At 70.9% G+C, this 25,559-nt stretch carries 23 protein-coding genes; 17 read left to right on the plus strand and 6 right to left on the minus strand.

Annotation, left to right across the window (positions count from 1 at the left end; translation table 11 throughout):
* Positions 1–169: 169 nt before the first annotated feature.
* Positions 170–1,102: a serine protease gene (locus AB5J49_RS30395; RefSeq protein ID WP_369172045.1), complete on the plus strand. Its 933-nt coding sequence runs from the start codon at positions 170–172 to the stop codon at positions 1,100–1,102.
* A gap of 43 nt (positions 1,103–1,145) precedes the next feature.
* Here AB5J49_RS30395 and AB5J49_RS30400 read toward each other — a convergent pair whose 3' ends face one another.
* Both AB5J49_RS30400 and AB5J49_RS30405 read right to left on the minus strand, forming a co-directional pair.
* The gene (locus AB5J49_RS30400) at positions 1,146–2,771 is read right to left on the minus strand and encodes an amidohydrolase family protein (RefSeq protein WP_369172046.1); all 1,626 of its coding nucleotides are present in this window, start codon (positions 2,769–2,771) and stop codon (positions 1,146–1,148) included.
* Positions 2,772–2,803: 32 nt separating this feature from the next.
* Entirely contained in the window at positions 2,804–4,075 is a 1,272-nt protein-coding gene (locus AB5J49_RS30405; protein WP_369172047.1) for an amino acid deaminase, read from the minus strand.
* A 136-nt stretch (positions 4,076–4,211) separates the two neighbouring features.
* Here AB5J49_RS30405 and AB5J49_RS30410 point away from each other — a divergent pair, with 136 nt between their 5' ends.
* The 5 genes from AB5J49_RS30410 (at position 4,212) to AB5J49_RS30430 (ending at position 8,832) form a co-directional block, all read left to right on the plus strand.
* Complete coding sequence (locus AB5J49_RS30410; protein ID WP_369172048.1) at positions 4,212–5,375, plus strand: sugar kinase; 1,164 nt, start codon at positions 4,212–4,214, stop codon at positions 5,373–5,375.
* Entirely contained in the window at positions 5,372–6,133 is a 762-nt protein-coding gene (locus AB5J49_RS30415; RefSeq protein WP_369172050.1) for an IclR family transcriptional regulator, read from the plus strand. The genes AB5J49_RS30410 and AB5J49_RS30415 overlap by 4 nt, the downstream gene beginning before the upstream one ends.
* Positions 6,130–6,540 (plus strand): RidA family protein, encoded by a 411-nt coding sequence (locus AB5J49_RS30420; RefSeq protein ID WP_369172052.1) that lies wholly within the window; start codon positions 6,130–6,132, stop codon positions 6,538–6,540. Before AB5J49_RS30415 ends, AB5J49_RS30420 begins: the two co-directional genes overlap by 4 nt.
* A 120-nt stretch (positions 6,541–6,660) precedes the next feature.
* The gene (locus AB5J49_RS30425; protein WP_369172053.1) at positions 6,661–8,148 is read left to right on the plus strand and encodes a GntP family permease; all 1,488 of its coding nucleotides are present in this window, start codon (positions 6,661–6,663) and stop codon (positions 8,146–8,148) included.
* Between the two features lie 54 nt (positions 8,149–8,202).
* A complete protein-coding gene (locus AB5J49_RS30430; RefSeq protein ID WP_369172054.1) occupies positions 8,203–8,832 on the plus strand; it encodes a hypothetical protein in 630 nt (209 codons plus the stop codon).
* 45 nt (positions 8,833–8,877) lie between these two features.
* Here AB5J49_RS30430 and AB5J49_RS30435 read toward each other — a convergent pair whose 3' ends face one another.
* Positions 8,878–10,230 (minus strand): M14 family metallopeptidase, encoded by a 1,353-nt coding sequence (locus tag AB5J49_RS30435; protein ID WP_369172055.1) that lies wholly within the window; start codon positions 10,228–10,230, stop codon positions 8,878–8,880.
* A gap of 421 nt (positions 10,231–10,651) precedes the next feature.
* Here AB5J49_RS30435 and AB5J49_RS30440 point away from each other — a divergent pair, with 421 nt between their 5' ends.
* The 4 genes from AB5J49_RS30440 (at position 10,652) to AB5J49_RS30455 (ending at position 16,152) form a co-directional block, all read left to right on the plus strand.
* Positions 10,652–13,111: a LuxR C-terminal-related transcriptional regulator gene (locus AB5J49_RS30440; RefSeq protein ID WP_369172056.1), complete on the plus strand. Its 2,460-nt coding sequence runs from the start codon at positions 10,652–10,654 to the stop codon at positions 13,109–13,111.
* 154 nt (positions 13,112–13,265) lie between these two features.
* Positions 13,266–14,180: an anti-sigma factor RsbA family regulatory protein gene (locus AB5J49_RS30445; RefSeq protein WP_369172057.1), complete on the plus strand. Its 915-nt coding sequence runs from the start codon at positions 13,266–13,268 to the stop codon at positions 14,178–14,180.
* 81 nt (positions 14,181–14,261) lie between these two features.
* Positions 14,262–14,744, plus strand: a complete 483-nt coding sequence (locus AB5J49_RS30450) for an ATP-binding protein (RefSeq protein ID WP_369172059.1) — start codon at positions 14,262–14,264, stop codon at positions 14,742–14,744.
* A gap of 88 nt (positions 14,745–14,832) precedes the next feature.
* Entirely contained in the window at positions 14,833–16,152 is a 1,320-nt protein-coding gene (locus AB5J49_RS30455) for an Nramp family divalent metal transporter (protein ID WP_369172061.1), read from the plus strand.
* A gap of 7 nt (positions 16,153–16,159) precedes the next feature.
* Here the strand turns inward: AB5J49_RS30455 and AB5J49_RS30460 are convergent, their stop codons facing one another.
* The gene (locus AB5J49_RS30460; protein WP_369172062.1) at positions 16,160–17,422 is read right to left on the minus strand and encodes a hypothetical protein; all 1,263 of its coding nucleotides are present in this window, start codon (positions 17,420–17,422) and stop codon (positions 16,160–16,162) included.
* Positions 17,423–17,515: 93 nt separating this feature from the next.
* Positions 17,516–18,031 carry a SigE family RNA polymerase sigma factor gene (locus AB5J49_RS30465; protein WP_369172064.1) on the minus strand — a complete coding sequence of 172 codons (516 nt, stop codon included), beginning with the start codon at positions 18,029–18,031 and terminating at the stop codon, positions 17,516–17,518.
* 151 nt (positions 18,032–18,182) lie between these two features.
* Here AB5J49_RS30465 and AB5J49_RS30470 point away from each other — a divergent pair, with 151 nt between their 5' ends.
* The gene (locus AB5J49_RS30470) at positions 18,183–18,611 is read left to right on the plus strand and encodes a hypothetical protein (RefSeq protein WP_369172066.1); all 429 of its coding nucleotides are present in this window, start codon (positions 18,183–18,185) and stop codon (positions 18,609–18,611) included.
* Between the two features lie 18 nt (positions 18,612–18,629).
* Here AB5J49_RS30470 and AB5J49_RS30475 read toward each other — a convergent pair whose 3' ends face one another.
* Positions 18,630–20,309 (minus strand): chitinase, encoded by a 1,680-nt coding sequence (locus AB5J49_RS30475; protein ID WP_369172068.1) that lies wholly within the window; start codon positions 20,307–20,309, stop codon positions 18,630–18,632.
* Between the two features lie 243 nt (positions 20,310–20,552).
* Here AB5J49_RS30475 and AB5J49_RS30480 point away from each other — a divergent pair, with 243 nt between their 5' ends.
* The 6 genes from AB5J49_RS30480 to AB5J49_RS30505 all read left to right on the plus strand — a co-directional run bounded on the left by AB5J49_RS30480 (position 20,553) and on the right by AB5J49_RS30505 (position 25,556).
* A complete protein-coding gene (locus AB5J49_RS30480) occupies positions 20,553–21,362 on the plus strand; it encodes a hypothetical protein (RefSeq protein WP_369175320.1) in 810 nt (269 codons plus the stop codon).
* A 79-nt stretch (positions 21,363–21,441) separates the two neighbouring features.
* The gene (cpaB, locus tag AB5J49_RS30485; protein ID WP_369172069.1) at positions 21,442–22,149 is read left to right on the plus strand and encodes a Flp pilus assembly protein CpaB; all 708 of its coding nucleotides are present in this window, start codon (positions 21,442–21,444) and stop codon (positions 22,147–22,149) included.
* Between the two features lie 9 nt (positions 22,150–22,158).
* On the plus strand, positions 22,159–23,424 hold the full coding sequence (locus AB5J49_RS30490; protein ID WP_369172071.1) for a CpaE family protein: 1,266 nt from the start codon (positions 22,159–22,161) through the stop codon (positions 23,422–23,424).
* 71 nt (positions 23,425–23,495) lie between these two features.
* Complete coding sequence (locus tag AB5J49_RS30495) at positions 23,496–23,816, plus strand: pilus assembly protein (RefSeq protein ID WP_369175321.1); 321 nt, start codon at positions 23,496–23,498, stop codon at positions 23,814–23,816.
* 1 nt (position 23,817) lies between these two features.
* The gene (locus AB5J49_RS30500; RefSeq protein ID WP_369172072.1) at positions 23,818–24,195 is read left to right on the plus strand and encodes a TadE/TadG family type IV pilus assembly protein; all 378 of its coding nucleotides are present in this window, start codon (positions 23,818–23,820) and stop codon (positions 24,193–24,195) included.
* A gap of 23 nt (positions 24,196–24,218) precedes the next feature.
* On the plus strand, positions 24,219–25,556 hold the full coding sequence (locus tag AB5J49_RS30505) for a CpaF family protein (protein ID WP_369172073.1): 1,338 nt from the start codon (positions 24,219–24,221) through the stop codon (positions 25,554–25,556).
* Positions 25,557–25,559: the final 3 nt, after the last annotated feature.

Here is a 25,559-nt window from a genome sequence, read left to right on the forward strand (position 1 = left end):
CAGATCTGCCGCACCCTTCAATTCCCGTGATAGGGAAACCCCTACGACTTGAACTCGCCGGTAAGTAAGTCCTTGTCCGCACCCCCCTCGTGCGTGACAATGCGCATGACAAAAATGCGGGTGGCCGGAAGTTCTTCGGTCACCCCTCTTCGTATGAGGGGACCCCCACATGAGAAAACCTCTCGGCGCCGCCCTCCTCGCCCTGGCGATAGCCGGGGCCGGCGCCGTACCCGCGGTCGCGGCTCCCGTGGAGTCGGCCTCGTCCTTCGGCAAGAGCGTGGACACGGGCTCGGTCACGTCGGTGGTCAATGACACCGTCGCCTCCACCGCGGACACCCTTGACCAGGTCCTGAACGGTCCCAAGGTTCAGGCCGTCAACTTCGCGGGCACCGTGGCACTCAGCAACTGCTCCGGCTCCCTCGTCCGCTTCTCCGACTCGGAGGACAACGACCCGGCGCTGGTGATGACCAACGGCCACTGTCTGGAGACCGGCATGCCCGGCCCCGGCCAGGTCGTGGTCGACCGGGCCTCCAGCCGTACCTTCAGTCTGCTCAACTCCTCGGGCAACCGGGCCGGCACCCTGCGTGCCAGCAAGATCGCCTACGGGACGATGACCGACACGGACGTCGCCTTCTACCAACTCACCACGACGTACGCGCAGATCAAGAGCTCGTACAGCATCAACCCGCTCACCGTGGCCGACACCCACCCGGTCAAGGGCACCGCCATCACCGTCGCCTCCGGCTACTGGAAGCGGCTGTACAGCTGCAACATCGACGGGTTCGCGTACCGCCTCAAGGAAGGCGACTGGACCTTCAAGGACTCGGTCCGCTACACCTCCGCCTGCAACACCATCGGAGGAACCTCCGGCTCCCCCGTCATCGACCAGGCCACCAACAAGGTCGTCGCCGTCAACAACACCGGCAACGAGGACGGCGAGCGCTGCACGGTCAACAACCCGTGCGAGGTGGACGAGAGCGGCAACGTCACCGTCCACCAGGGCATCAACTACGCCCAGGAGATCTACCAGATCCCCGCGTGCTTCGGCGTCGACAACAAGCTCGACCTGAGTGCGAGCGGGTGCGTGCTGCCCAAGCCGTAGCCCCACATCGTGCGGTGGGTGGTCCTCAGGTCACCGAGGTGGATCACTTTGGTGTCCTGCGGACCGCCCGCCCCGCGAGTACGTCCGTCCTGCGGCCGTCCTCGATCACGAAACGGCCGTCCACGAGGACGTACGGAATACCCCTCGGCAGCCTCCGCGGCTCCTCGAAGGTCGAACCCGCCGCCACCGTCCCCGGGTCGAACAGCACCAGGTCCGCCCGGTAGCCCTCGCGGACCAGCCCCCGGTCCGGCAGCCGCAGCCGCGCCGCCGGGCGCGCGGTCAGATGGGCCACACACTCCTCCAGGGACAGGACCCCCAACTCCCGCACGTACCGGCCGAGGTAGTGCGGGAACGTGCCGTACGCCCTCGGATGTGGCTTCGTGCCCTGCAGGATGCCGTCCGAACCGCCGGTGTGGACGCGGTGCCGCATGATCGCCCGTACGTTCTCCTCGTGGCCCACGTGCTGGAGGATCGTCGAGCCCAGCCGGTCTTGGAGCAGCAGACGCCGGGCGGTCACCCAGGGGGCCTCGCCCCGCGCGTCCGCCGACTGCCGGACCGTACGGCCCACGAAGTCCCCGAGCGCCGGGTCGCTCACGCCCGAGATCTCGATCGTGTCCCACTCGATGGGCACGCCGTGGCAGCCGTCCGCGCCGATGACCTCCATGTGGTGGCGGATGCGCTCGGCCGTCGCGTCGTCCGACAGCCGGGCCAGGATCGCCTCGGGGCCGCCCTCGCTCGCCCAGCTCGGCAGCATGGCGACGAGGGTCGTGCAGCCGGGGGTGTAGGGGTAGGTGTCGAGAGTGATGTCGGCCCCGGACTCCAGCGCCTTGTCCAGCAGGGACAGCAGCTCCGGCGCCCGGCCCTTGTTCACGCCGAAGTTCATCGTGGCGTGGGCCAGGTGCAGGGAGCAGTCCGCCTCCCTCGTCAGGGCCACCATCTCCTCGTACGCCTCCAGGGCCCCCGCCCCGTAGGAGCGGTGGTGCGGGCAGTAGTAGCCGCCGTACGACGCCACCACCCGGCACAGCTCCGTCAGCTCGGCGTCCTTGGCGTACATGCCGGGCGTGTACGTCAGCCCGGACGACATGCCGACCGCGCCCTGCTCCATGCCCTGTGCGACCAACTGCCGCATCCGGTCGAGCTCGTCCGGCGTCGCCTGCCTGTCCTCCCAGCCGACGGCGAGTGCGCGGACCGTGCCCTGGGGGATCAGGTACGCCGCGTTCACCGCGATGCCCCGGCCTTCGAAACCGGAGTCGAGGCGGTCCAGGTACTCGCCGACCGTCCGCCAGTCGAAGTCGATGTCGTCGCCGGAGCCGTTCCAGCCGGTGATCGCGCGGCGGACCTCGGCGAGGGTGCGGTCGTCGACCGGGGCGTACGACAGGCCGTCCTGGCCGATGACCTCAAGGGTGACGCCCTGTGCGGCCTTGGCGCTGTGGTCGGGGTCGCGGAGCAGCGCCAGGTCGCTGTGGGCGTGCATGTCGATGAAGCCGGGGGAGAGGACGAGTCCCTCCGCGTCCAGTTCCCGTCGCGCCTTTGGGCGTTGGCAGCCGGCCGCCGCGGCCTCCTGGACGATCGACACGATCCTGCCGTCGTTCACGACCACATCGGCGCGGTACGACGCGGCGCCGCTGCCGTCCACGACGTCCGCGTCCCGAATGACCAGGTCCTCCATGGACGTACCTCCTCGAAGAACGTGCGGATGGACTAGAAGAACGTGCGGATGTAGTCGACGACCGTCCCGTCCGCCTGCGCGACCGGAATCAGCTGCCACTTGTCGAACGACGTGCACGGGTGGGACAGCCCCATGCCGAGCCAGTCCCCGACCTCCAGGTCCGCCTCCTCGGACGTCCGCAGCCACGCGTGCTGGTCGGACAGGGCGGTCACCGAGATGCCGGTGGCCGGGCGCTCGGCGCCGTCCCGGCGGACCACCTGGGCGAAGGGCAGGTCGAGGTCGTACGCCGCGTCCCGCTTGCCCGCGTTGACGAAGGCCTGGTCGGGGGAGGGGCGGGAGACGACCTGGGCCCAGAGGCGGAAGGCGGGTTCGAGGGCGCCCTCCTGCGGGACCCGGTTGAACGGGGTCAGCTTGCGGTAGTGGCCGTCGTCATGCGAGACGTACGCGCCCGAGCGCAGCAACTTCAGCACCGGAAGGGAGAGTTCGGGGATCTGCGCGAACACGTCCGCCACCGCGTCGAACCACGCGCTGCCGCCCGCGCTGACGACGATCTCCTCGAGCCCCGTGAAACGGCCCGCCTTGTCGAATTCGGCGGCCAGCGAGACCAGTCGGCGCAGCCACGCCCGCACCCGCTCGGGGTTCGCCTGCGGGACCTCGCCCTCGTACCCGGCGACGCCGACCAGTCGTAGCGTCGACACGTCCGCCACCGCGTCCGCGACGGCAACGCACTCCGCCTCCGTACGGACGCCGGTACGGGCACCCTCGCCGGCCGCGGGCTCGACCACCACGTCCAGCGGGCGGGTGGTCCCGGCGTCGCGCAGCGCGGCGTCCATCTGCTGCACGCCGCGCACGGAGTCGACGTAGCAGATGAGGCGGAAGTCGGGGTCGGCCGCCAGCTCGCCGGCGATCCAGCGCAGGGCCGCCGGGTCCACGAGCTCGTTGGCGAGGAAGATCCGCCGGGTTCCGTACGCCCGCGCCACCCGGACCTGGTGCGGCACCGCGAGCGTGATGCCCCACGCGCCGTGCTCGATCTGCCGCTGGAACAGCTGGGGGGCCATGGAGGTCTTGCCGTGCGGGGCGAAGGCGAGGCCGTGGCGGACCGCGTACGTCTCCATGAGGTCGAGGTTGTGCTCCAGGCGCTCGGCGGAGAGCGCGAGGACGGGGGTGGCGAAGCCGCCGGTGAAGAGGTTGCGGCGCTGGGCGGCCAACTCGGCGACGGTCAGGCCGTCGGCGTCCGGGGGGAGGCCCTTGAAGCGGTGATCGACGCGTTCCTCGGCCAGTCGGACGAGCGCCTCGTTGCTCATGGAGCCTCCCTGATCTGGGCGGTTGCATTCTCTGCAACGTCCATTGCGTATATCGCTTACCGCTGTCTAACATCTCGGCCAACGCGGGGTCAACGACAGCCGCGTCCCGCGCAACCGCCGAGGAGCTACGACCATCGTGACTGCCACCGGACCCTGCAATGCCCTCGACGTCGTCGACGTTGTCGCGCTCGGCGAGTCCATGGTCACGTTCCTGCCCACGCGGCCGGGGCGCCTCGCCGACGTGCCGTCGTTCGAGCGGGGGATCGGGGGCGCGGAGTCCAATGTCGCGTGCGGGCTCGCCGCCGCCGGACACTCTGTGCGGTGGGTGAGCCGGGTGGGGGCGGACGGGTTCGGCGACCACTTGGTGGAGGCGATCGGCGGGTACGGCGTCGACGTCTCGGCCGTACGCCGGGATCCGGTGCGGCCGACGGGCGTGTACTTCCGCACGGCCGGGGACAGGGCGACGGACGCGCACGAGGTGGCGTACTACCGGACGGGGTCGGCGGCGTCGGCGATGTCCGTGGAGAACGTGCAGCCGGAGGCGGTGCGTTCGGGGCGGGTGCTGCATCTGTCGGGGATCACGGCGGCGCTGTCCAAGGGGTGCCTCGGGCTGCTGCGACAGCTGACCGCTCCGGACGAGGGCCGCCCGCTGGTCTCCTTCGACGTGAACCACCGGGCAGGCCTGTGGCAGGACGCCGACGGTCCGCTGGTGCTGCTGGAGCTGGCACGCGGGGCGGACATCGTGTTCGTGGGCGTTGACGAGGCGGAGGAGGCGTGGGGGGTTACGGGAGGTCCGGAGTCGATCCGGGAGGCGCTGCCGGAACCGCCGGTGTTGGTGGTGAAGGACGGGGGCCGTGGCGCGACCGTGTTCGCCTCAGCCGCGGGCGATCGTGCCGCCAGTGCGACTCCCGGCCCGCAGTGGGGGCAGCGGGACGGCACCCCGCCGACGCCGGGCCACGCCACCGGAGCTGCCCCGGCGCCGGACGCCGACGCGGCGCCGACCAGCTTCGTCCCCGCCCTCCACGTCGAGGTCGCGGCAGCGACGGGCGCGGGCGACGCCTTCGCCGCCGGCTTCCTCTCCGCCACCCTCCGCGCCCTCCCCCTCCGCGACCGCCTCCGGCACGGTCACCTCTGGGCCGCCGCCGCCCTCGCCGCCCCCGGCGACCTCGCCGCACCCCCCTCCCGCGACCACGCCGACCGCCTGGTCGCCCTCGACGACGCCGCGTGGGAGAAACTTCGACTCGGCCCCGGCTGGACGCAAGCCTTTGAGCGGGCCGACGAGGAGGTACGTACGCCATGAGCCAGACCGTCGACCGCGCACTCAGCATCCTGCCGCTGCTCGCGGAGGGCCCCGCCGACCTCGGCCAGGTCGCCGACCGCCTCGGCGTCCACAAGTCCACGGCCCTGCGCCTCCTGCGCACCCTGCACGAGCACGGCCTCGTCTACCGCCAGTCCGACCAGCGCTACCGCCTCGGCGCCCGCCTGATCGCCCTCGCCCAGGAGGCGATGGAGAACCTCGACATCCGCGAGATCGCCCACCCCCACCTGGCCCGGCTGAACGAGAGCTGCGGGCACACCGTGCACCTCGCCGTGTACGAGGAGAACGAGGTGCTGTACATCGACAAGGTCGAGAGCCGGTACCCCGTACGGATGTACTCGCGGATCGGCAAACCCGTCGCCATCACCGTCGCCGCCGTCGCGAAGCTCCTCCTCGCCGACCTGGCCGAGCACGAGCGCCGCGCCCTCGCCGAGAAGCTCGACTACCCCATGTACACGGCCCGTTCCACCCCCAACGCCCCCGCGTTCCTGCGGGAGTTGGACAAGGTACGCGAACAGGGCTGGGCCACCGACCTCGGTGGCCACGAGGAGTCCATCAACTGCGTGGCCGCGCCGATCCGCGGTGCCGACGGCCGGGTCGTCGCCGCGATGTCGGTCTCCGCGCCGAACGTCGTCGTCACCGCCGACGAACTCCTCACCCTGCTCCCGCTGGTACGCCGTACGGCGGACGACATCAGCGGCGAGTACTCCGGCAGGACCTCAGTGAAAGGCACCGCATGACCGAGAAGATCGCGCTCACCCCGAAGACCCACACCACCCCGCCCGCGAAGTTCTCCCACGGTGTGAAGAAGGGGAACATCCTCCAGGTCGCGGGGCAGGTCGGCTTCCTCCCCGCGGTCGAGGGGCAGCCCCCGACGCCCGCCGGTCCCACCCTGCGCGAGCAGACCCTGCAGACCCTCGCCAACGTCAAGGCGATCCTGGAGGAGGGCGGTGCTTCCTGGGACGACGTCCTGATGATCCGCGTCTATCTGACGGACGTCGCCCACTTCGCCGAGATGAACGACATCTACAACACCTACTTCGAGGAGCAGGGGCTGACCCAGCCGCCCGCCGCGCGCACGACGGTGTACGTCGGTCTGCCGGCGGGGCTCCTCATCGAGATCGACGCGCTGGCCGTACTCGGCTGACGCCGACGCCTCCTCAACCCCCCGCACGCCGTACACGGCATGGTGTCCGTCACCCCTGGGACGCCATGCCGCGATCCCCCCTGCCCGAAAGCCTGATGTACTTACCGCGAGGACCCCCGAATGTCCCCTCTGTCCCTCCCGCTCGCCGCATCCGCCCCAGCCGAGACACCACCCCACACCGGCGGACTGCTCCTCCTCATCGACGGTACGGCCGGACTGCTGACGGTCGCCGCCATCGGCATCGCCCTGCTCCTGTTCCTGATCATCAAGACGCGCCTGCAGCCCTTCGTGGCCCTCCTCGCCGTCTCCATAGCCGTCGGCCTGATGGCGGGCCTCTCGGTCACCGAGCTCTTCGGCACCGTCCAGCGTTCGGACGCGGTGTCGACCATCGAGTCCGGCATGGGCGGCATCCTCGGTCATGTCGCGATCATCATCGGCCTGGGCACCATGCTCGGCGCGATCCTCGAAGTCAGCGGCGGCGCCGAGGTGTTGGCGTCGCGCCTCCTCCACCTCTTCGGCGAGAAGCGCGCCCCCCTCGCCATGGGCCTCACCGGCCTCATCTTCGGTATCCCGGTCTTCTTCGACGTCGGCATCTTCGTCCTCGCGCCGCTCGTGTACGCGGCGGCCAAGCGCTCGGGCAAGTCGATCCTGCTGTACTGCCTGCCGCTGCTCGCCGGCCTGTCGATGACCCACGCCTTCCTGCCCCCGCACCCCGGTCCGGTCGCGGCAGCCGGCCTGCTCCACGTCCAGCTGGGCTGGGTCATCCTCATGGGCGTCGTCTGCGGCATCCCGGCGGTGCTCGCCGCGTGGGCGTTCTCCGGCTGGATCGGGCGGCGCGTCTTCGTCGCCGTACCGCAGGACATGGTCGAGGCGGCCGACGAGGCCAAGCAGGCCGTGATCGACGAGCAGCGCGCGGCGGGGGTCGAACCGCGGGAGACGCCCGTCCCCCTGGGCACGGTCCTCGGCATCATCGGTACGCCGCTGGTGCTGATCCTGGCGGCCACCTTCTCCTCGATCGCCCTGGACCCCTCCACCACCCGCTCGGTGATCGAGTTCTTCGGCCACCCGTTCGTGGCCCTGACGATCGCCCTGCTGCTCGCGTACTACCTGCTGGGCATCCGCCGCGGCTGGTCGCGCAAGTCGCTGGAGACGGTGTCGACTTCCTCGCTCAAGCCGGTGGGCAACATCCTCCTGGTCGTCGGCGCGGGCGGTGTCTTCGGCGCCGTCCTCAAGGCCAGCGGCGTGGCCCAGGCGCTCTCCGACACCTTCAACGACGTCGGTCTCCCGGTGATCGTCCTGTCGTACCTGATCTCGGTGGTCCTGCGGGTGGCCCAGGGTTCGGCGACGGTCGCCATCGTCACGACGGCCGGCATCGTCGCCCCGCTTCTCACCGAGGGCGACCACTCCCAGCCCTTCATCGCCCTCGTCATCATGGCCATCTCGGCGGGCTCGATCTTCGCCTCGCACGTCAATGACGGCGGCTTCTGGATCGTCGCCAAGTACTTCGGCATCAGCGAGCGGGACACGTTGAAGACGTGGACCGTGCTGGAGAGTGTGCTGTCGGTGGCCGGGTTCGTGGTGGCGGCGGTGTTGAGCTTGTTCGTGTAACGATGCGGGGGCTGGTTGCGCGGGACACAGGGTTGTCGACCATACTGCTCCGCTGTGGAGCAGCGCATAGGTTCAGGCAGCCAGCCCCTGGAAGGCGCCGGGTTCGACCCGGCCTTCATCCCCGGGCTCACCTCGCCCGCGTCCGCCGAGCCGGTGGACGTGAAGGACGACGACGTGGCCGAGGAGTCCGCCTCCGAGAAGACCGATTCCGAGAGGGCGGATTCGGCGAAGTCGAACGCCGGGGATACGGACTCCGGGGATACGGATCTCAAAGCCGCCGACGAGCCCGAGGCGGAGGCCGACGACGCCGACGACGACGAGACGGACGAGGAAGCCGACGAGGCCGAGGACGAGGCTCCGGCCGACGGCCCCGTCTTCGATGCCGCCGACCGCCGGGCCCGTATCGTCGCCGACCACAAGGGCGTCCGTCTCTCCCTGGACGACCAGGAGTGCGAGTTCCGTTGGGACGAGATCGGCGCGATCGAGACGGAGGCCCCGCGCTTCGGGAAGCGTTTCACCGTCACGGTGCACACTCCTGACCGCCGCTGGTACCCGATCGAGATCGAGGCGGCGGCCAGGAGCCGCTTCAAGGAGTGGGACGAGCAGCTGGACGCGGTCCTCGACGCCTACTTCGAAGAAGACGACGCCGAGGACGAGGCCGCGGTGGAGGCGGACGCCAAGTAGCCGGTTGCCGAGCAGCCGGCCGCCGAGCGACCGGCTGCCGAGCAACTAGCTGCAGTACTGGGCTTGCTTGCCGATGGACCGGTACATGCAGTCCGAGTTCTCCAGCAGTTGCAGCACCGCGTCCCGGTTCCGGGACGTCTCCCGCTCGATCACCTCGTCGGGCGGGTAGAACCCACCCCCGGAGCTGGAGGACGGGTACATCTCGAAGGTGTACGCGAAGATCTTCTGGTTGCCCCACAGCCAGTCGTCGATCGACCCGTCGGTGATGTACAGGTCACTGGACTGCTCCGGCGTGTAGCCGTTGCTCGCCGCCATCTTCTGGCCGACCGTGGCGAACGCGTTCCGGTCGTCGGCGGTCATGCCGGTCGTCGTGTCGGAGGACGTGTACCCGAAGGGCCACAACACCAGCTCGCTGTACGTGTGGAAGTCGACTCCGGCCTTGATCTGCTGAACCCCGCCGACCACGCGGCTGCGCACGAAGTTGGCGACCACCTTGACCTCCGGCGCCGACTCGGCGGACGCGCCCCGGTACGTCTCCGAGGACGTCGACCCCGACGAACCGCCGCAGCAGCCCCACCGGTAGTTCCAGTTCCGGTTGAGGTCGGTCCCGACGTTCGACGAACCGGAGTTGGGCTGCCGGTTCTTGCGCCACGACCGGTAGGAGCCGCTGGCGATGTCGTACTCGCCGCCGTCCGGGTTGAGGTCGGGCACGATCCAGATCTCGCGGTTGTTCACCATGCTGGTGACCCGCGAGTCGCTGCCGTAGTCGGAGGTCAGCTCGCGCAGCAGATAGAGCGCCATCTCGACGGTGAGGTGCTCACGGGCGTGCTGGTGGTGGGTGAAGAGGACCTCCGGCTCGGACTCGTCGGTCCCCACGTTGTCGCTGATCTTGATGGCGACGATGTTCCGGCCCTGGTACGACTGCCCGATCACGCGCTGGCTCGCGATGGAGGAGTTGGCCGAGACGATCGAGTTGATCTCGCTCGTCATCTCCGCGTAGTTGTGATAGCGCGAGTCGCCGGACGGGAAGTCGTAGAGGCGGACGTCGTCCTTGCCGGAGGAGCGGTCGGGGACCGCGCCGAGCGGGGTGACGTCGTAACCGAGCTCGCGCAGCCTCTTGATCTGGTCCGCGCGGCCGGAGACGACGACGCCGTGACTGTGGACCTCGTCCACGGTCACACCCGTCCGCTGAAGTGCGGTGCGGTCCTTGGCGGTCGAGTGCATGTGCACCTCGTACTGCCGGGCGTCATCGGTCGACGAGACCGCCTTGGTGGCGCTGTCGGCGTTCGCGGACACGTTGTTGGAGAGGGGCGCCGCGAGGGCGAGAGCGAGCAGCGTGGCGAACGCGGCGGTACGTCTGCCGCTGCGGCCGCCTGAGCCGCGTGTGCGAAGTCGCATGAATTCTCCTTGTGGGAGTGGGGGGTGGGGTTCACTGCGACGTACTGCGTGATGCGGGTGTGGCGCTCATCGTGGGCCGGTGGCATGGACAGGTCAAGGGTGGCACGGTGATTGATGGCGTGAACCATTCGAAAATCAGCCGCGCAGTGTACGCGTGCGTGGTGCGCGGCGAGCGGTCCCGGACGAAGTCCACCCGGGGGTGTGAGCCGGGCGTGCGGGCCGGCGTGGGGGCGGGGGAGGGTGAGTAACCGCGCAAGGGGGGAGCGGTGGGAGCGGCGGCAATGGCGGGGATCGGCGCACCCTCCGGCTCCCTCGCCACCCGACTCCTTCGGTCCTCGACTCCTTCGGTCCTGGACACCTCCGCTCCCCGACTCCCTGCTCCTCGGCTCCCTTCGACACCACCCCGGAGGAACGGCTGATCATGGGCGGATCAGCGCCACGACGGGATCAACACCTGCCGGTCGAGACGACCAGCTTCGTCGACCGGCGCGGCGAACTCGCCGCAGGGCGCGAGCTGTTGGCCAGAGCGCGGCTGGTCACCCTGACCGGGCCCGGCGGCGTCGGCAAGACCCGCCTCGCCGCACGCATCGCGGCCGGTGTCCGGCGCACCTTCCCGGACGGCGTGCGCATCGTGCACCTCTCCGGACTCCACGACCCCACGCTCGTGCCGCTCGCCGCCGCCGACGCGCTCGACCTGCACGACCACTCCGCGCAGCCGCCGCTCCAGGCACTGGTGGAGCAGGTGCGGGACCGTCGGCTGCTGCTGCTCGTCGACAACTGCGAACATCTGCTGCCGGCCTGCGCCGAACTCGCCGCGGCCCTGCTGCACGGCACGACCGGCGTACGGATCCTCGCCACCAGCCGCCACCGTCTGGGTCTCACCGAGGAACACCTCCTGGACCTACGGCCCCTGCCGGTCCCCGACCCCGACGGCGACCTCTCCGGCCCCGAGGGCTACCCGGCCCTGGCCCTCTTCGCCGACCGAGCGGCCGCGGTGGTCCCCGGCTTCCGCCTGACCGCCGCGAACCGGGCAGCCGTCGCCCGTCTGTGCCGCCGGCTCGACGGCCTCCCCCTCGCCATCGAACTCGCCGCCGTCCGCATGCGTGTCCTCGACGTCGACCAGCTCCTCGACCGCCTCGACGACCGCTACCGCCTCCTCACCGGCGGCAGCCCCGCCGCCCTGCCCCGCCACCAGACCCTGCGGGCGGCGGTCGACTGGAGCCACGAACTGTGCACCGAGCGCGAGCAGTTGGTGTGGGCACGGCTGTCGGTGCTGGCGGGGAGTTTTGATCTGGAGACGGCGGAAGCGGTCTGTGCGGCGGAAGTGGTCTGTGCGGGTGAGGCGGTCTGTGCGGGGGAGGCGGGAGCGGTCCGCGGGGGCGAGGAACCCGCGGCGGCCACTTCCCCCGGCATCCACCCCTACGACGTCCTCGACGCCGTCACCGGCCTCGTCGACAAGTCCGTACTGTCCCGGGAGTCCGGCCCCGACGGCATCCGCTACCGCCTCCTCGACACCCTCCGCCACTACGGCCTGGACCGCCTGCGCCGGCTGCCCGGTGAGGAGCCCGCGGCCCGGCGCCGCCAGCGCGACTGGATGCTGCAGCGCGCCACCGCCTGCGAGAGCGCCTGGTTCGGACCGGGCCAGCGCGAGATCGTCGCCCGCCTGCGCGCCGACCAGGACAACCTCCGCACCGCGTTCGACTTCAGCCTCGCCACCCCGGGCGAACGCCTCGCCGGACTGCGCCTCGCCGGCACCCTGTGGTTCTACTGGCACGCCTGCGGCGCCCCTCGCGAGGGCCGCTACTGGCTCGACCGCGCCCTGGCCGCCAACCCGGAGCCGACCCGGGAACGAGCCCGTGGCCTGTGGATCGCGGGCCTCCTCGCCGCCGCGACGCACGACCTCACGGCAGGCCTCGCCCTCGCCCGGGACGCGCACGCTTTGGCCCGTGACCTCGACGACGAGGCGGAGGCCGCCCACGCCGAGTACGTCATCGGCGTCATCACCCTCTTCATGGACGACCTGCCGACCGCGCTGAAGCACTTCGAGGCCAGCGTCGCCCGCGGCCCCGTCCCCGGCCAGCACCTCTCCCTGCACGGCCTCGACCAGGTCGAACTCGCCTGCGCCCTGGGTTTCCTGGGCGAGGCCGAGCGCGCCGTCGAGGTCTGCGAGGGGGTGCGCCGGATGTGCGAACAGCGCGGTGAGGAGTGGGTGCACTCGTACGTCCTGCGGATGCTCGCCCTCGCCCACGCCGTGCAGCGCGACTGGCGCCGGGCCGAGCACCACGCCCGTCACGCGCTGCGCCTCAAACTCACCGTCCACGACGTCACCGGCATCGCCCTCACCCTCGACCTCCTGGCCCACATCGCCACCCAGGCGGGCGCCCCCGAGCGGGCGGCCGTCCTGCTCGGCGCCGCCGACCGCACCTGGGCCGGCATCGACCGCGACCGCTGGGGATCGGCGGCCCTGAACTCGGCCCGCCGCGACAGCGAGAGCCGGGCGAGCGAGGCCCTGGGCCGCCCCGACTTCCAGCGGGCGTACGAACGCGGCGCCGGACTCGACCTGGCGGAGACCGTCGAGTACGCCCTCCACGACGGCAGACAGACCCCACGGCCCGCGGCCGGGCGGAGACCGAACGGCCGGCCCCGGTCCCCCCAGCCGGCCACCGGCGTCCGCCTCACGCACCCCGCCACCGGCGTCCGCCTGACCCGCCGCGAGAGCGAGGTCGCCGCACTCGTCGCCGAGGGACTCGCCAACCAGCAGATCGCCGACCGCCTGGTCATCGCCCGCCGCACCGCCGAAGGCCATGTCGAACGCATCCTCGGCAAGCTCGGCTTCAGCAACCGCAGCCAGATCGCGGCCTGGATGGCGGCGCAACCCTGAGCCGTCCGGCCACCGAGGCCGTCCCCACCACCCTCGACCCGCACCCACCGCACCCACCGCACCCACCACACCCCCCAACTCACCCACCGCACCCCCCCGACTCACCCACCACCCCCCCACCGCATCCATCGCACCCAAGAGGGAGCCCGGACCCGTGACCACTCAACCCACCTCGGCCCAGCCCGGATTCGACCACCGCATGACCGTCTTCGAGGCCGACGACGAGTTCCTCGCCGCCGCTCTCCCCTTCCTCGCCGAAGCCCTCGCCGCCCCCGGCGAACCGCCGCCCGTGGCCATCGCCGCCCCCGGCAACCTGGACCTCCTGCGCGACGCCCTCGGCCCCGACGCCAAGAGCGTCGGCCTCGTCCCGCACACCGAGTGGTACACCGGCTCCGCCGCCAACGCGGTCGCCCAAGGCGCCGGTTACCTCGCCGGGCACGCCGGCCCCGGCGGCCGTATCCATCTGCTCATGGAACCCGTCTGGGGCGGCCGCGCGGGCCGCTCGCCGCGTGAGACCGCCGAGTGGATCCGCTACGAGGCCCTCGCCAACCTCCTCTTCGCCCCCCTCGCGACGACGGCCCTGTGCGCCTACGACTCCCGCGTCACGGGCCCCGCGATCGTCGCCGCCGCCCGCCGCGCCCACCCCGGCACCGGCGTGTACGAGGACCCCGTCCGCCTCGCCGCCGAACTCGACGCCGTACCGCTGCCACCGGCCACCGCCGACGCCGAGCGCCTGACCGGCCCGGCCCTCACCTCCGACGCCGTACGCACCTGGGCGAGCGCGCGAGGACTGGCCGCCGCTGACGCGGAGTTGTTCGCCACGGCCGTCACCGAGGCGGCCGCCGTCCTCGGCCCGCTCGACGGCGCCGTGCTGTGGGGCGAGGCGCCGGACTGCGTCTGCGAACTGCGTACCGGTCGCCGCGTCGACGACCCGCTGGCGGGCTTCGTACCGCCGCCGAGCGCGGAGCTGGAACCGGGGCAGGGGCTGTGGTTCGCCCGGCAGGTGTGCGCGTACGTCGACGTGCGGGACGACCGGGACGGGGCGAGCGTACGGCTCACGTACGGGTAGTGGGGCTCGGGTACCGGCGCAGGTATGGAATCAGGTATTCCTCCCCGTGCGCCGTACCCCCGTGCCCGCCACCCTGGACCCATGCTGCACCTCGACGGGGCGCGCTTCCCGGATCCCGGACCTCAGTACGCTTCGTATCCCCAACCGCCCATAGGAGCCGGTCATCTCAGCGTCGAGTACGACCCCCGTCCCTCCGCGGTCCGCGAGGCCCGCGCGGAGGTCCGCCGACAGCTGGAGGGATGGGGGCTCGCGGACCTGGAGGACCTGGCGGACGTGGCCGAACTGCTGGTGAGCGAGCTGGCCACCAACGCCCTGCTGCACTCCGCGAGCCGCTTTCGGCTCACCCTGTTCGCCGCGCACGGCATCCTGCGCTGCGAGGTCCGCGACGGCGGCCGGCGCGTTCCGACGGTGCTGGCCGCGGGCGCCTCGGAAAGCGGCCGGGGGATGTTCCTGGTGGATGCGCTGGCCCGGCGCTGGGGCTGCCACCAGGACAGGTCGGGCAAGACGGTGTGGTTCGAGCTCGCGACGTGTGGGTGCGACGGCTGTGGTCGGCGACAGCCGTAGTGCCCGCCCCGAACACCCGTGAGCACATCGGGTGGAGATCGCGCACGCCCTCTTGTCCGGCCGCCGCCTTTGGGCTTTCTTGACCTTCATGGCGGACACCACGGGAAACACAGCGGCATCGCAGGCCGGCGAGGCGGACTCCCGGCCCCGCAAGTCCAGTTGGCGGTACATCGGTCCCGGCATCGTCGTCGCCGCGACCGGCGTCGGCGCCGGCGACCTCGTCGCCACCCTCATCGCGGGCAGCAACTTCGGCTACACCCTGCTCTGGGCCGCCGTCATCGGCTGCCTGGTCAAGATCTCCCTCGCCGAGGCGGCGGGCCGCTGGCACCTGTCCACCGGCCGCACCCTCTTCGACGGCTGGGCGAGCCTGGGCCGTTGGACCACGTACTTCTTCGCGATCTACGTCGTGGTCTGGGGCTTCGTCTACGGCGCGGCGGCGATGTCGTCGAGCGCGCTCCCGCTCCAGGCACTGTTCCCGGACGTCATGGACCTCGAATGGTGGGCCATCGCCTGCGGGCTGGTCGGCCTGGTCTTCGTCTGGTTCAACAAGTACGCCGTCTTCGAGAAGGTCATGACGGCCCTGGTCGGCGTCATGTTCGTGGTGACGGTGTACCTGGCGATCCGCGTCACGCCCCACCTCCCGGACGCCTTCGCGGGCCTGCTGCCCGTCCTGCCCGACGAGAAGGACTCGATCCTCAACACCCTCGGTCTGATCGGCGGCGTAGGCGGCACCATCACCCTTGCCGCGTACGGCTACTGGGTCAACGCCAAGGGCTGGACGAACACCGGCTGGATGAAGGTCATGCGGTTCGACAACCGCGTCGCCTACGCCACCACCGGCATCTTCGTGATCGCGATGCTCTTCGTCGGCGCCGAGCTGCTGCACTCCGCGAACATCGCCATCGCGAGCGGCGACAAGGGCCTGATCCAGCTGAGCGACATCCTGGAGGACAGGTACGGCACGGCGACGGCGAAGTTCTTCCTGATCGGCTTCTTCGCCACCTCCTTCACCTCCCTCATCGGCGTCTGGCACGGCGTGAGCCTGATGTTCGCGGACTTCGTGGCCCGCTACCGCAAGCGGGAGGAGCTGAAGGGCGAGGAGGTCGCCTCGGGCGAGCGGGAGCGCTCCTGGCCCTTCCGCGCCTACCTGCTCTGGCTGACCTTCCCGCCCATCGTCCTGCTCTTCCAGGGCCAGCCCTTCCGCCTGATCATCATCTACGGCGTCCTGGGCGCGGCCTTCCTGCCCTTCCTCGCCGGCACCCTGATCTGGCTCCTCAACTCCTCCCGCACACCGAGCCCGTGGCGCAACGGGCCGCTGAGCAACGCCATGCTGGCGATCGCGGGCCTGCTGTTCCTGGTGCTGTGCGTGAAGCAGATCTGGGACCAGCCGTGGTCGGAGTTCTTCTAGCGGCGGCCTAGCGGAACCGGTCCCATTCGGGGCTGAGGGCGATCTCCCGGAGCTGCTTCATGGTCAGGGCGGGGGTCTCGCGGGTCGGGGCGTCGTGCTGGGTGCCGGAGTTGAAGGCGCTGATGGCGACCCGGAAGCCGTCCGTTCCGGTACGGAGGGTGTCGACGGTCCACATCACGGCGCCGTCGACGCCCTTGTCGCCGCCGCTCTGCCGAGTGGCGACCTTCGTGCCGTCGGGCAGTGTCTCGGCGTCTTCGCCGAAGAGCTCGTCGGCGAGATCACCCATGCCGTGCTGGACGTCGATCTGGACGAGGCTCCTGCCCTTGCCGTCGTCGACGACGAGGTAGGAGTAGTCGCTGCCCTTCTCGACGACCTTCACGCCCTCGGGCAGGAGCGGCACGACGGTACCCAGGATCGACTCGACGCTCTGCTCGGCGGGGGCGTCGGGTGTGGCCGTCGCCGTCGGCTTCTTCGGGTCCTCGGGAATGGAGTCGACGTACCCGCGCCACACCTGTGCCGTCACCAGTTCCTTCAACTGGGCGGTGGACAGGGGCGGGTTCGGCCTGCTGATCGGCGCGCCCTTCTCGGCGGCGGCGTTCCACTCGCTGAGGTGGACGTGCTGCCCGGTCGGGGTGACCAGGTCGGCCGACCACAGCTTGGTGTCGACGCGCCGGTCGGGATACTCGTAGCCCTGGAACAGCTTGAGCAGGGAGCCGTCGGGCAGCCGGGTGGCGACGCAACTGTCGTACGGGACGAACGCCTTGTCCGGGCAGTCGGTCGTCTGGCGGGCCTGGTCGCTGCCCGGCTCGACCCGGTCCAGGCTGACGCCGATGGCCCCGGGGCCCTTGCCGTCGTCGTGCACGAGGTGGGCGTACGGCGCCAGCAGGGGCTTCTCGGCGCCCCGTGACTCCCGCCCGCTGACCTTGCCCTCGGGGAGCAGTTCTTCGAGCGTCTCGATGAGTTCGCGGCCGGTCACCGGAGCGATGGACGGCGACGGCGTGCCGGACGGCTGGTCGGCCACGCTGGAAGTGGACGGCAGCGGGGCGGGCGAACCGCCCCAGGGCACCAGCAGCGCCCCGCCCACCGCGACCGCCGCGATCCCGGCCGCGCCGCCCACCATCGCGGCTCGCCGCCGTAGCCGCAGCCGCTGCCCGCGCGCCTGTCCGGCGGCGACGAGCGCGGTCCGGTCGGCTTCGAAGCGGTCACCGGCGTCGTGCAGGGCGTGACTGAGCCGCCCCTCGAAGTGCTCCTCGTCGTGTTCCACAGGCATGGCAAACCACCGTTTCTCGGGGTTGGGGTCGTAAGAGAGAGGGGGCCGCAAGGGATGAGGCCGGAGATGAGGTGCCGAGGACGAGGCAGCGGGTCAGGGAGCCGCGTATTCGCCGAGGTCCACGCGCAGCAGCGCGCGCAGGCGTCCGAGGGCTCGGGTGCACCGCGTGCGCACCGCGGCGGAGCTGGCGTTCAGCGCGTCTGCGGTCTCCTCGACGGACCGGTCCTCCCAGTACCGCAGGACCACCACGGCCCGGTCCTTGGCGGGCAGCCGGGCGAGCGCCTGGAGCAGGGTCAGCCGCAGCGGCACGTCCCCGTCTCCGCTGTCGGCCGCCGCCCGGTCGGGAATCGCGTCCGTGGCCCGCTCGGTGCTGCTGCGCCGCCGTTGATGGGTGAGGAAGGCGCGGGTGAGGACGGTCTGCGCGTACCCGGCTGGGTTGTCCACCCGGGACACCCGCCCCCAGCGGACGTAGATCCGGCCCAGGGTCTCCTGGACGAGGTCCTCGGCGAGGTGGGTGTCCCCGGCGGTCAGCAGACAGGCCGACCGGTACAGATGCCCGGCTCTGGCCGCGGCGAACTCCGCGTACTCGTCCGCGCGGGCCTGTCTCATGCGTTCCCCCTGTTGCTGTGCGCCGGCTGCCGGTGAGGTCCTCACTTCACTGATGCGCCAGGGCTGGGAGAATGTTTCACCGCAACACCGAATCAGTTGCAGCGAGTACCCAGCGAGCACCCAGCGAGCACGAGGACCGAGGACTCCACGGATGACCGAGCAGCCCCCACCACCCGGCCCCGGCTTCGGCCCACCCCCACCGCAGTACGCGCCCGCACAGCCCCCGTACCCGCCTGTGCAGCCTTCGTACGCCTCCGCACAGCCTCCCTACGCCCCGGTCCCGCCCCAGCCTGCTCCGGCCGGCCCGGAGTTCCTGGCGATCGACAAACGCAATGCGGTCGTCGTCGACGCGTCCGGCGTCGCCTTCGAGATGTCCGGCCTCACCATCGAGTTCCAGTGGCCGGAGGTCCGCGGCGTCCACTACAAGGCGAGCCCGGACGGCAAGGCCCTGATGGTCGCCGTGGTCCACGTGGACGGCAGGTTCTACGAGTGCGTGGTGGAGGCCAAGCCCCGGACGCGACTGCAGGAGTGGTTCCCGCAGCTGGCCTGGGTACTTGGCCATTACCGGCCCATGGGGTGAGGACAGAGGGCTCCGCTCCTACGGCAGCCCGTGCACGTGCGGGCCCACGGCGCCCGACCACGCGTTGCCCGCGGTCGCGTCCCAGTTCGTCGACCAGGTCATCGCGCCCCGCAGGTCGGGGTAGGTCCGCGACGGCTTGAACGAGCCGCAGTTCGTGCCCTTCGCCAGGCAGTCCAGGGCGTTGTTCACGATCGACGGGGACACGTACCCGCTGCCCGCGCCCCGCGTCGAGGCCGGCAGCCCGAGCCCCACCTGGGACGGGGCCAGGCCGCCCTCCAGCTGGATGCAGGCCAGCGCGGTCAGGAAGTCCACCGAGCCCTGGCTGTAGACCTTGCCGTCGCAGCCCAGCATCGAACCGCTGTTGTAGTACTGCATGTTGACGACCGTGAGGATGTCCTTGATGTTCAGCGCGGTCTGGAAGTAGGTGTTCGACGTCGACTGCATGTCGATGGTCTGCGGCGCCATCGTGATGATCAGCGACGAGCCCGCCTTCGCCGAGAGCGAGCGCAGCGCCTGCGTCATGTAGGTGGCGTTGAGGCCGTTCTCCAGGTCGATGTCGACACCGTCGAAGCCGTACGTCTGCATCAGGGAGTACACGGAGTTCGCGAAGTTCGCCGCCGACGCCGCGTCGTTCACCGCCACCGTGCCGCGCTCGCCGCCGACCGAGACGACGACCTTCTTCCCGGCGGCCTGCTTCGCCCGGATGTCCGCCTTGAACTGGTCGACGGTGTAACCGCCCAGCCCGGCCGAGTCCAGGTTGAAGGTGACCGCGCCCGGCGTCGAGGCCGCGTCCGCGAAGGCGACGGCGATGATGTCGTACGCGGACTGGACGTCGGCGAGCTTCTGGACCGTGGCGCCGTTGTTGAAGTTCTGCCAGTAGCCGGTCACCGCGTGCTTCGGGAGGGCGGGGCCGGGCCCGGTCGGTGTGTTGGTCGTGCCCGTCACCGCGGCCGACTTCGGCGACTCACCGGCCGCGTTGGCCGCCGTGACCTGGAAGGAGTACGACGTCGAGGCCGCGAGCCCGGTCACGGTCGCCGAGGTGCCGGTCACCGCGCTCACCTTCGTGCCGTCCCGGTAGACGTGGTAGCCGGTCGCGCCCGAGACGGGGCTCCAGGCCAGCGACACCGACGAGGAGGTCGTACCCGACACGGACAGGCCGCTCGGCGCCCCTGGGACGGTGGGGGAGGGGTCGGTGCCACCGCCGCCGTCGGGGCCGTACACCGACACGTCGTCCGTGTAGTAGGCCGCCTGCCCGTACCAGCCGTGCGTGTACACCGTCACCGAGGTCGTCGAGGCGCCGGTGGTGAAGGTGGTCGACAGCTGCTTCCAGGCCGCCGAGTCCGGCGTCCAGGTCGACACGTCGGTCGTGCCCGTGCCCGTCGCGCCCAGGTAGGCGTAGCCGCCCTGCACCCACGCGCTCAGCGTGTACGTCGAGTTGGGCCGCACCGCCACCGCCTGGGTGCAGCGGGCGTTGTCCTGCCCGGCCGGCGTGGCCTTCAGCGCGGTCGAGCCGCCGTGCACCGGCGAGGAGACGGTCGTGCCGCTGTTCGCGGAACAGGTCCAGTTGCTCAGGCCGGACTCGAAACCGGCGTTCTTGGCGTTGTTGACGTCCGCGGCCGAGGCCTGGGCCGCGGGGAGGAAGGCGAGGGCGAGGGCGGCGGTGACCGCGGCCACCCGGGATCTGCTGCGTATGGACATGACAAGAGACATGTTGAACAACTTGGTCCAGACCAATTCGCGTGTCAAGAGATTCCAGTAGTGGAGAATGTGCGCGCGTAACTTGCCCCGTATTGGCTGTACTTGTACGAGAGGAGTTCCTTCCTGGCTGCAGAGAAGCTGTTCTCCGGCAACAGAGCCGTGGATACAGTGCTGGGATAGTCACGCAATGAAGTCATCGGGGAGCTGCGCGTGCCAACTGCCATTGCCGTGACCAGCGCCGACATGGCGCTGCCGGCGCAGGACGAGCGAACCGTGCCCGCCGTCGTGCTCCAGGACCTCGACCGGGAGCCGCTGGAGCGGTCGTTGGCGGCCATCCAGGCCCTGATCGAGCAGCACGGCCATGTGGTCGTCGTCTGCTCGACGGCCGTCCCCCGTGGCGTGGAGCGCCGGCTGCACACCGTGCGGTCCCTGCTGGAGAGCGACCGTATCGCCGTGTTCCGCCCCGAACTTCCCCCGCTCGGGCTCGCCGTCCTGGCCCGCCAGCTGCGGCAGCTGGCCTCCTGCGACCTCAGCCCCGGCGTCCTCGCCTCGGCCGGCCGGCTGCTCGCCCACTACATCCACGCCGGAGCGCTGCTCGGCTCCGTCGCCAAGCTGGACCGTGTCCCCGTGGACCTGAAGTCGCACGCCAAGTCCTGGGTGCCCGGCAGCCAGTTCGGCGTGCTCGCCCACCCCACCCCGCAACTGGTCCGCATCGCCCCCGGAGCCACCCTCAGCGGCCCGGAGTTCCGTACGTCGATGCTGGTCGCCCAGGGGCAGCTCCAGTCCGACTGGGTCACCTCCAACCTGGTCAAGGTCTGGAACGCGCAGGGCCTGCGCGAGGCGGTGCTGCCCGCCGAGTCCGCCACCTGGTGGGGGACGCCCAAGCTGATCGAGTTCTGCGCCTTCCTGCCCGACCTGTCGGTGCTTTACCAACTCGTCACCTCGGTACGGCAGAACTCCTGTCACTGGTGCGGCATCGACGTCATCGGCGACCGCTGCGTCTTCTGCTCCGCCCTCCCGCCCGCCCACGAGCAGCCGGCCCGCGCAGGCTGACCGGACCCCGGCCGCTCAAGGCCGCCCCGACCCCACCCGCCCGCTCCCGACCGATTCCCCCAATGAGGTTGCACGGTTCATGAACTCCCGTCAGCGCCGCGGCGTCATACTCCTGCTCCTGTCGATCGTGTGCGCCCTCGGCGCCTTCGCCGGCGTCCTCTCCGTCATCAGCGACGTGAAGTCCAAGGTCGGTCCCGAGGTCACCGCCTACCGGGTCAAGGCGAACGTCGCCCCCTACACGCAGCTCGGCGCCGGCCAGTTCGAGAAGGTCGAGATGCCCGAGCGGTGGCTTTCGGAGAACGCGGTCACCGATCTCCGCGAGATCCAGGGCAAGATCGCCGTCACGACCCTGCGGAAGGGCTCCCTGCTCCAGAGCGACATGATCGTCGACCAGCCCGCCCTGAAGCCGGGCGAGCAGGAGGTCGCCATCATGATCGACGCGGCGACCGGCGTGGCGGGCAAGATCACCGCGGGTTCCACGGTCAACGTCTACGCCACCTTCGAGGGCCGGCGCGAGAGCGACCCCGACCAGTCCAAGCTCATCGTGGAGAACGCCAGGGTCATCGACGTGGGCGAGCTGACCGCACTCAAGCCCGACGCCGAGGACCGCGACCGCAAGCCCACCGACGCCGTCCCGATCACCTTCGCGCTCCAGACCATCGACGCCCAGCGCATCACCTACGCCGAGTCGTTCGCCGACGAGGTCCGGCTCGCCCTGGTGGCACCCGGTACCGGCTCCGACGTCGACGCGACGGACCGCACCTACGAACTCGCCAAGGACAAGTGAGAGGCCCCCATGCCCACGAGGATCCTCCCGGCCGTCGGCGACGCGGACGCGGTCCGGTCCCTCACGACGCTGCTCAGCCAGCTCCCCGACGCCGAGCCGGTGGCCCCGGTGGCCGACTCCACCCAGCTCGTCGACACCCTCGCCCGCCTGGCCGCCGAGTCCATCGACGAACTGCCCGAGGTCGTCGTCGTCCACGAGCGCATCGGCCCCGTCCCGGCCCTGGAACTCATCCGCGAGGTCGCCCTGCGCTTCCCCGCGGTGGGCGTCATCCTCGTCACCTCCGACGCCGGCCCCGGCCTCTTCCAGGCCGCCATGGACTACGGGGCGCGGGGCCTGGTCGCCCTGCCGCTGAGCTACGAGGAGCTGGCCAGCCGCGTCAACGCGGTGGCCCAGTGGTCGGTGGGCGTCCGGCGGCATCTGGGCGCCGGCGGCGATGTGTTCAGCGGCGTCGGCGGCACGGTCGTCACGGTGAGCGGGGCGAAGGGCGGGGTCGGGACCACCCTCACGGCCATCCAACTGGCCCTCGCCGCCCAGGCGTCGGGCCGCAGCACCGCCCTGCTCGACATGGACCTGCAGACCGGCGACATCGCCGCCTACCTGGACATCCAGTTCCGTCGCTCGGTCGTCGACCTCGCCACCATCAACGACATCACGCCGCGCGTGCTGGCGGACGCGGTGTTCCGGCACGACACCGGCGTCGCCCTGCTCCTCGCCCCCGGTGACGGCGAACGCGGCGAAGAGGTCACCGACCACGCCGCCCGCCACATCGTCAGCGCCCTGCGCTCCCGCTACGAGGTCGTCGTCATCGACTGCGGCGCCCAGCTGACCGGCGCGAGCGCGGCCGCCGTGGAGATGGCCGACACGGCGCTCCTCGTCGCCACCCCGGACGTGGTCGCGGTGCGCGGTGCCAAGCGCACGGTACGGATGTGGGACCGCCTGCAGATCCGCAAGGCGGAGGAGACCACCATCGTCGTCAACCGCTACTCGCGCGCCACCGAGATCCAGCCCGCGCTGATCCAGCGGATCACCGGCACGGGCATCGCGAGCACCGTGATCCCCGCCAACTTCAAGGAGCTCCAGGGCGCGGTCGACGCCGGCCGGGTGCACGAGCTGGACAGCAAGGGGTCGGTCAAGCAGGCCCTGTGGGCGCTGGCGGGGGAGCTGGGGCTGGTCAAGGGCACCGAGGGCGCCGCCCAGCAGCGCCGCAACGGCCGGGCGCGGGGCGGGGACCGCGCGGCGCTGACGTTCCGGCGGCGCAAGGAGCTCGGGCGGTGAGGCGGCGGCTGAGAGCCTGTGGACCGGCTCTCAGGGACGACCGGGGTCAGGTGACCGTCGAGTTCCTCGGCATGACCCCGCTGATCATCCTGACGCTGGTGCTGCTGTGGCAGTTCGTGCTGCTGGGGTACACGTTCACGCTCGCGGGGAATGCTGCGGACGAGGCGGCGCGGGCGGCGACGGCATCCGAGGGGCAGGCGGCCTGCGAGGAGGCCGGGCTGCAGCATCTGCCGAGCGCGTGGGAGGGCGGCGCGAGCGTGCAGTGCGAGGCGAACGGCCTTTACGTGACGGCCGATGTGCGCCTGGAGGTGCCCGTACTCTTCCCCGGCTCGATCGGCTTCCCGTTCACCGTCGAGGGCCATGCGGGGGCCGTGCAGGAGGAGAAGGACTGAGATGTCGTACGACGGCAACGGCTCCCGCGAGAGGTCACGCGAGCGCGGTCAGGTCGCCATCGAGTACCTCGGGTTCATCCCGATCCTGATCCTCGTCGCCATGGCCGGCGTGCAGGTCGGCCTGATCGCCTACGCCGCCCAGCAGGCGGGCACGGCGGCCCGGGCCGGGGCGCGGGCCGCCTCGCTCGAACCCGGTACCGCCCAGGAGGGGTGCGAGAACGCGGTCAGCGACTGGCTGTCCGTCACCTGTGAACCCGCGGAAGGCGGCGACGAGGTCACCGTCACGGCCGTCGTCCAGATCCCGTCGATCGTCCCCGGCTGGGAGTTCGACGACGCCCGCAAGACCGCGACCATGCCGCTCGACTCGACCACCGACTGACGCAGGACCGAGGAGCACCGACGATGAGCCTGCGCGCACGCATCAACACCCCCGAGGAGACCCCCGGCCGGGGCGAGGACGGCCACCTGGTCGCCTCGTACCGGGCCAAGCTCCTTCAGGAGATCGACCTCGCGGAGATGAGCTCGCTGGCCGCGGCCGAGCGCCGGGCCCGCCTGGAGCGGGTGCTCGGCCACATCATCAGCCGTGAGGGCCCGGTGCTGTCGACGGTCGAGCGCTCACAGCTGATCCGGCGCGTCGTCGACGAGGCACTCGGGCTCGGCATCCTCGAACCGCTCCTGGAGGACGCGTCGATCACCGAGATCATGGTGAACGGCCCGGACGCGATCTTCGTCGAACGCGCCGGGCGGGTCGAGCAGTTGCCGCTCCGCTTCCCGTCCCACGACCAGCTGATGCAGACGATCGAGCGGATCGTCTCGACGGTGAACCGGCGGGTCGACGAGTCCAACCCGATGGTGGACGCACGCCTGCCGTCCGGCGAGCGCGTGAACGTCATCATCCCGCCGCTGTCCCTCACCGGCGCGACGCTGACGATCCGCCGCTTCCCCCGCTCCTTCACCCTGCACGAGATGACCGGCCTCGGCTCGCTCGACGAGCCCATGGTGTATCTGCTGGCCGGGCTGGTGCAGGCGAAGTTCAACATCATCGTCTCGGGCGCGACGGGCACGGGGAAGACCACGCTGCTCAACGCCCTGTCGGGGCTGATCCCCGAGCACGAGCGCATCATCACCATCGAGGACTCCGCCGAACTCCAGCTCCAGCAGTCCCATGTGATCCGGCTGGAGTCGCGCCCGCCGAACGTCGAGGGCAAGGGTCAGGTGACGATCCGCGACCTGGTCCGCAACTCCCTGCGCATGCGCCCCGACCGCATCGTCGTCGGTGAGGTCCGCGGCGGTGAGTCCCTGGACATGCTCCAGGCGATGTCGACGGGCCACGACGGCTCCCTGGCCACCGTGCACGCCAACAACACGGAGGACGCCCTGATGCGTCTGAAGACCCTCGCGTCCATGTCCGACGTGACGGTCCCCTTCGAGGCGCTGCACGACCAGATCAACAGCGCGGTGGACGTGATCATCCAGCTGACCCGGTTCCCGGACGGCGCCCGCAGGATCACCGAGATCGCCATCCTGGACAGCCACGGCGCGGAGCCGTACCGCCTGGCGACGGCGGCCCGCTTCCACGCCCAGCCCATGACGCCGGACGGCCGCGTCCACGGCGCCTTCGCGTACCACCCCCTCCCGCGCCGCACTGCGGACCGCCTCTACATGGCGAGCCAGCCGATACCCCAGGCCTTCGGCGTCGCCCAGTCACCGCTCGAGCTCGCCACCCGAGAAGCCAGGTAGGAC

The sequence above is a fragment of the Streptomyces sp. R28 genome, from assembly GCF_041052385.1.
Taxonomy (GTDB): domain Bacteria; phylum Actinomycetota; class Actinomycetes; order Streptomycetales; family Streptomycetaceae; genus Streptomyces.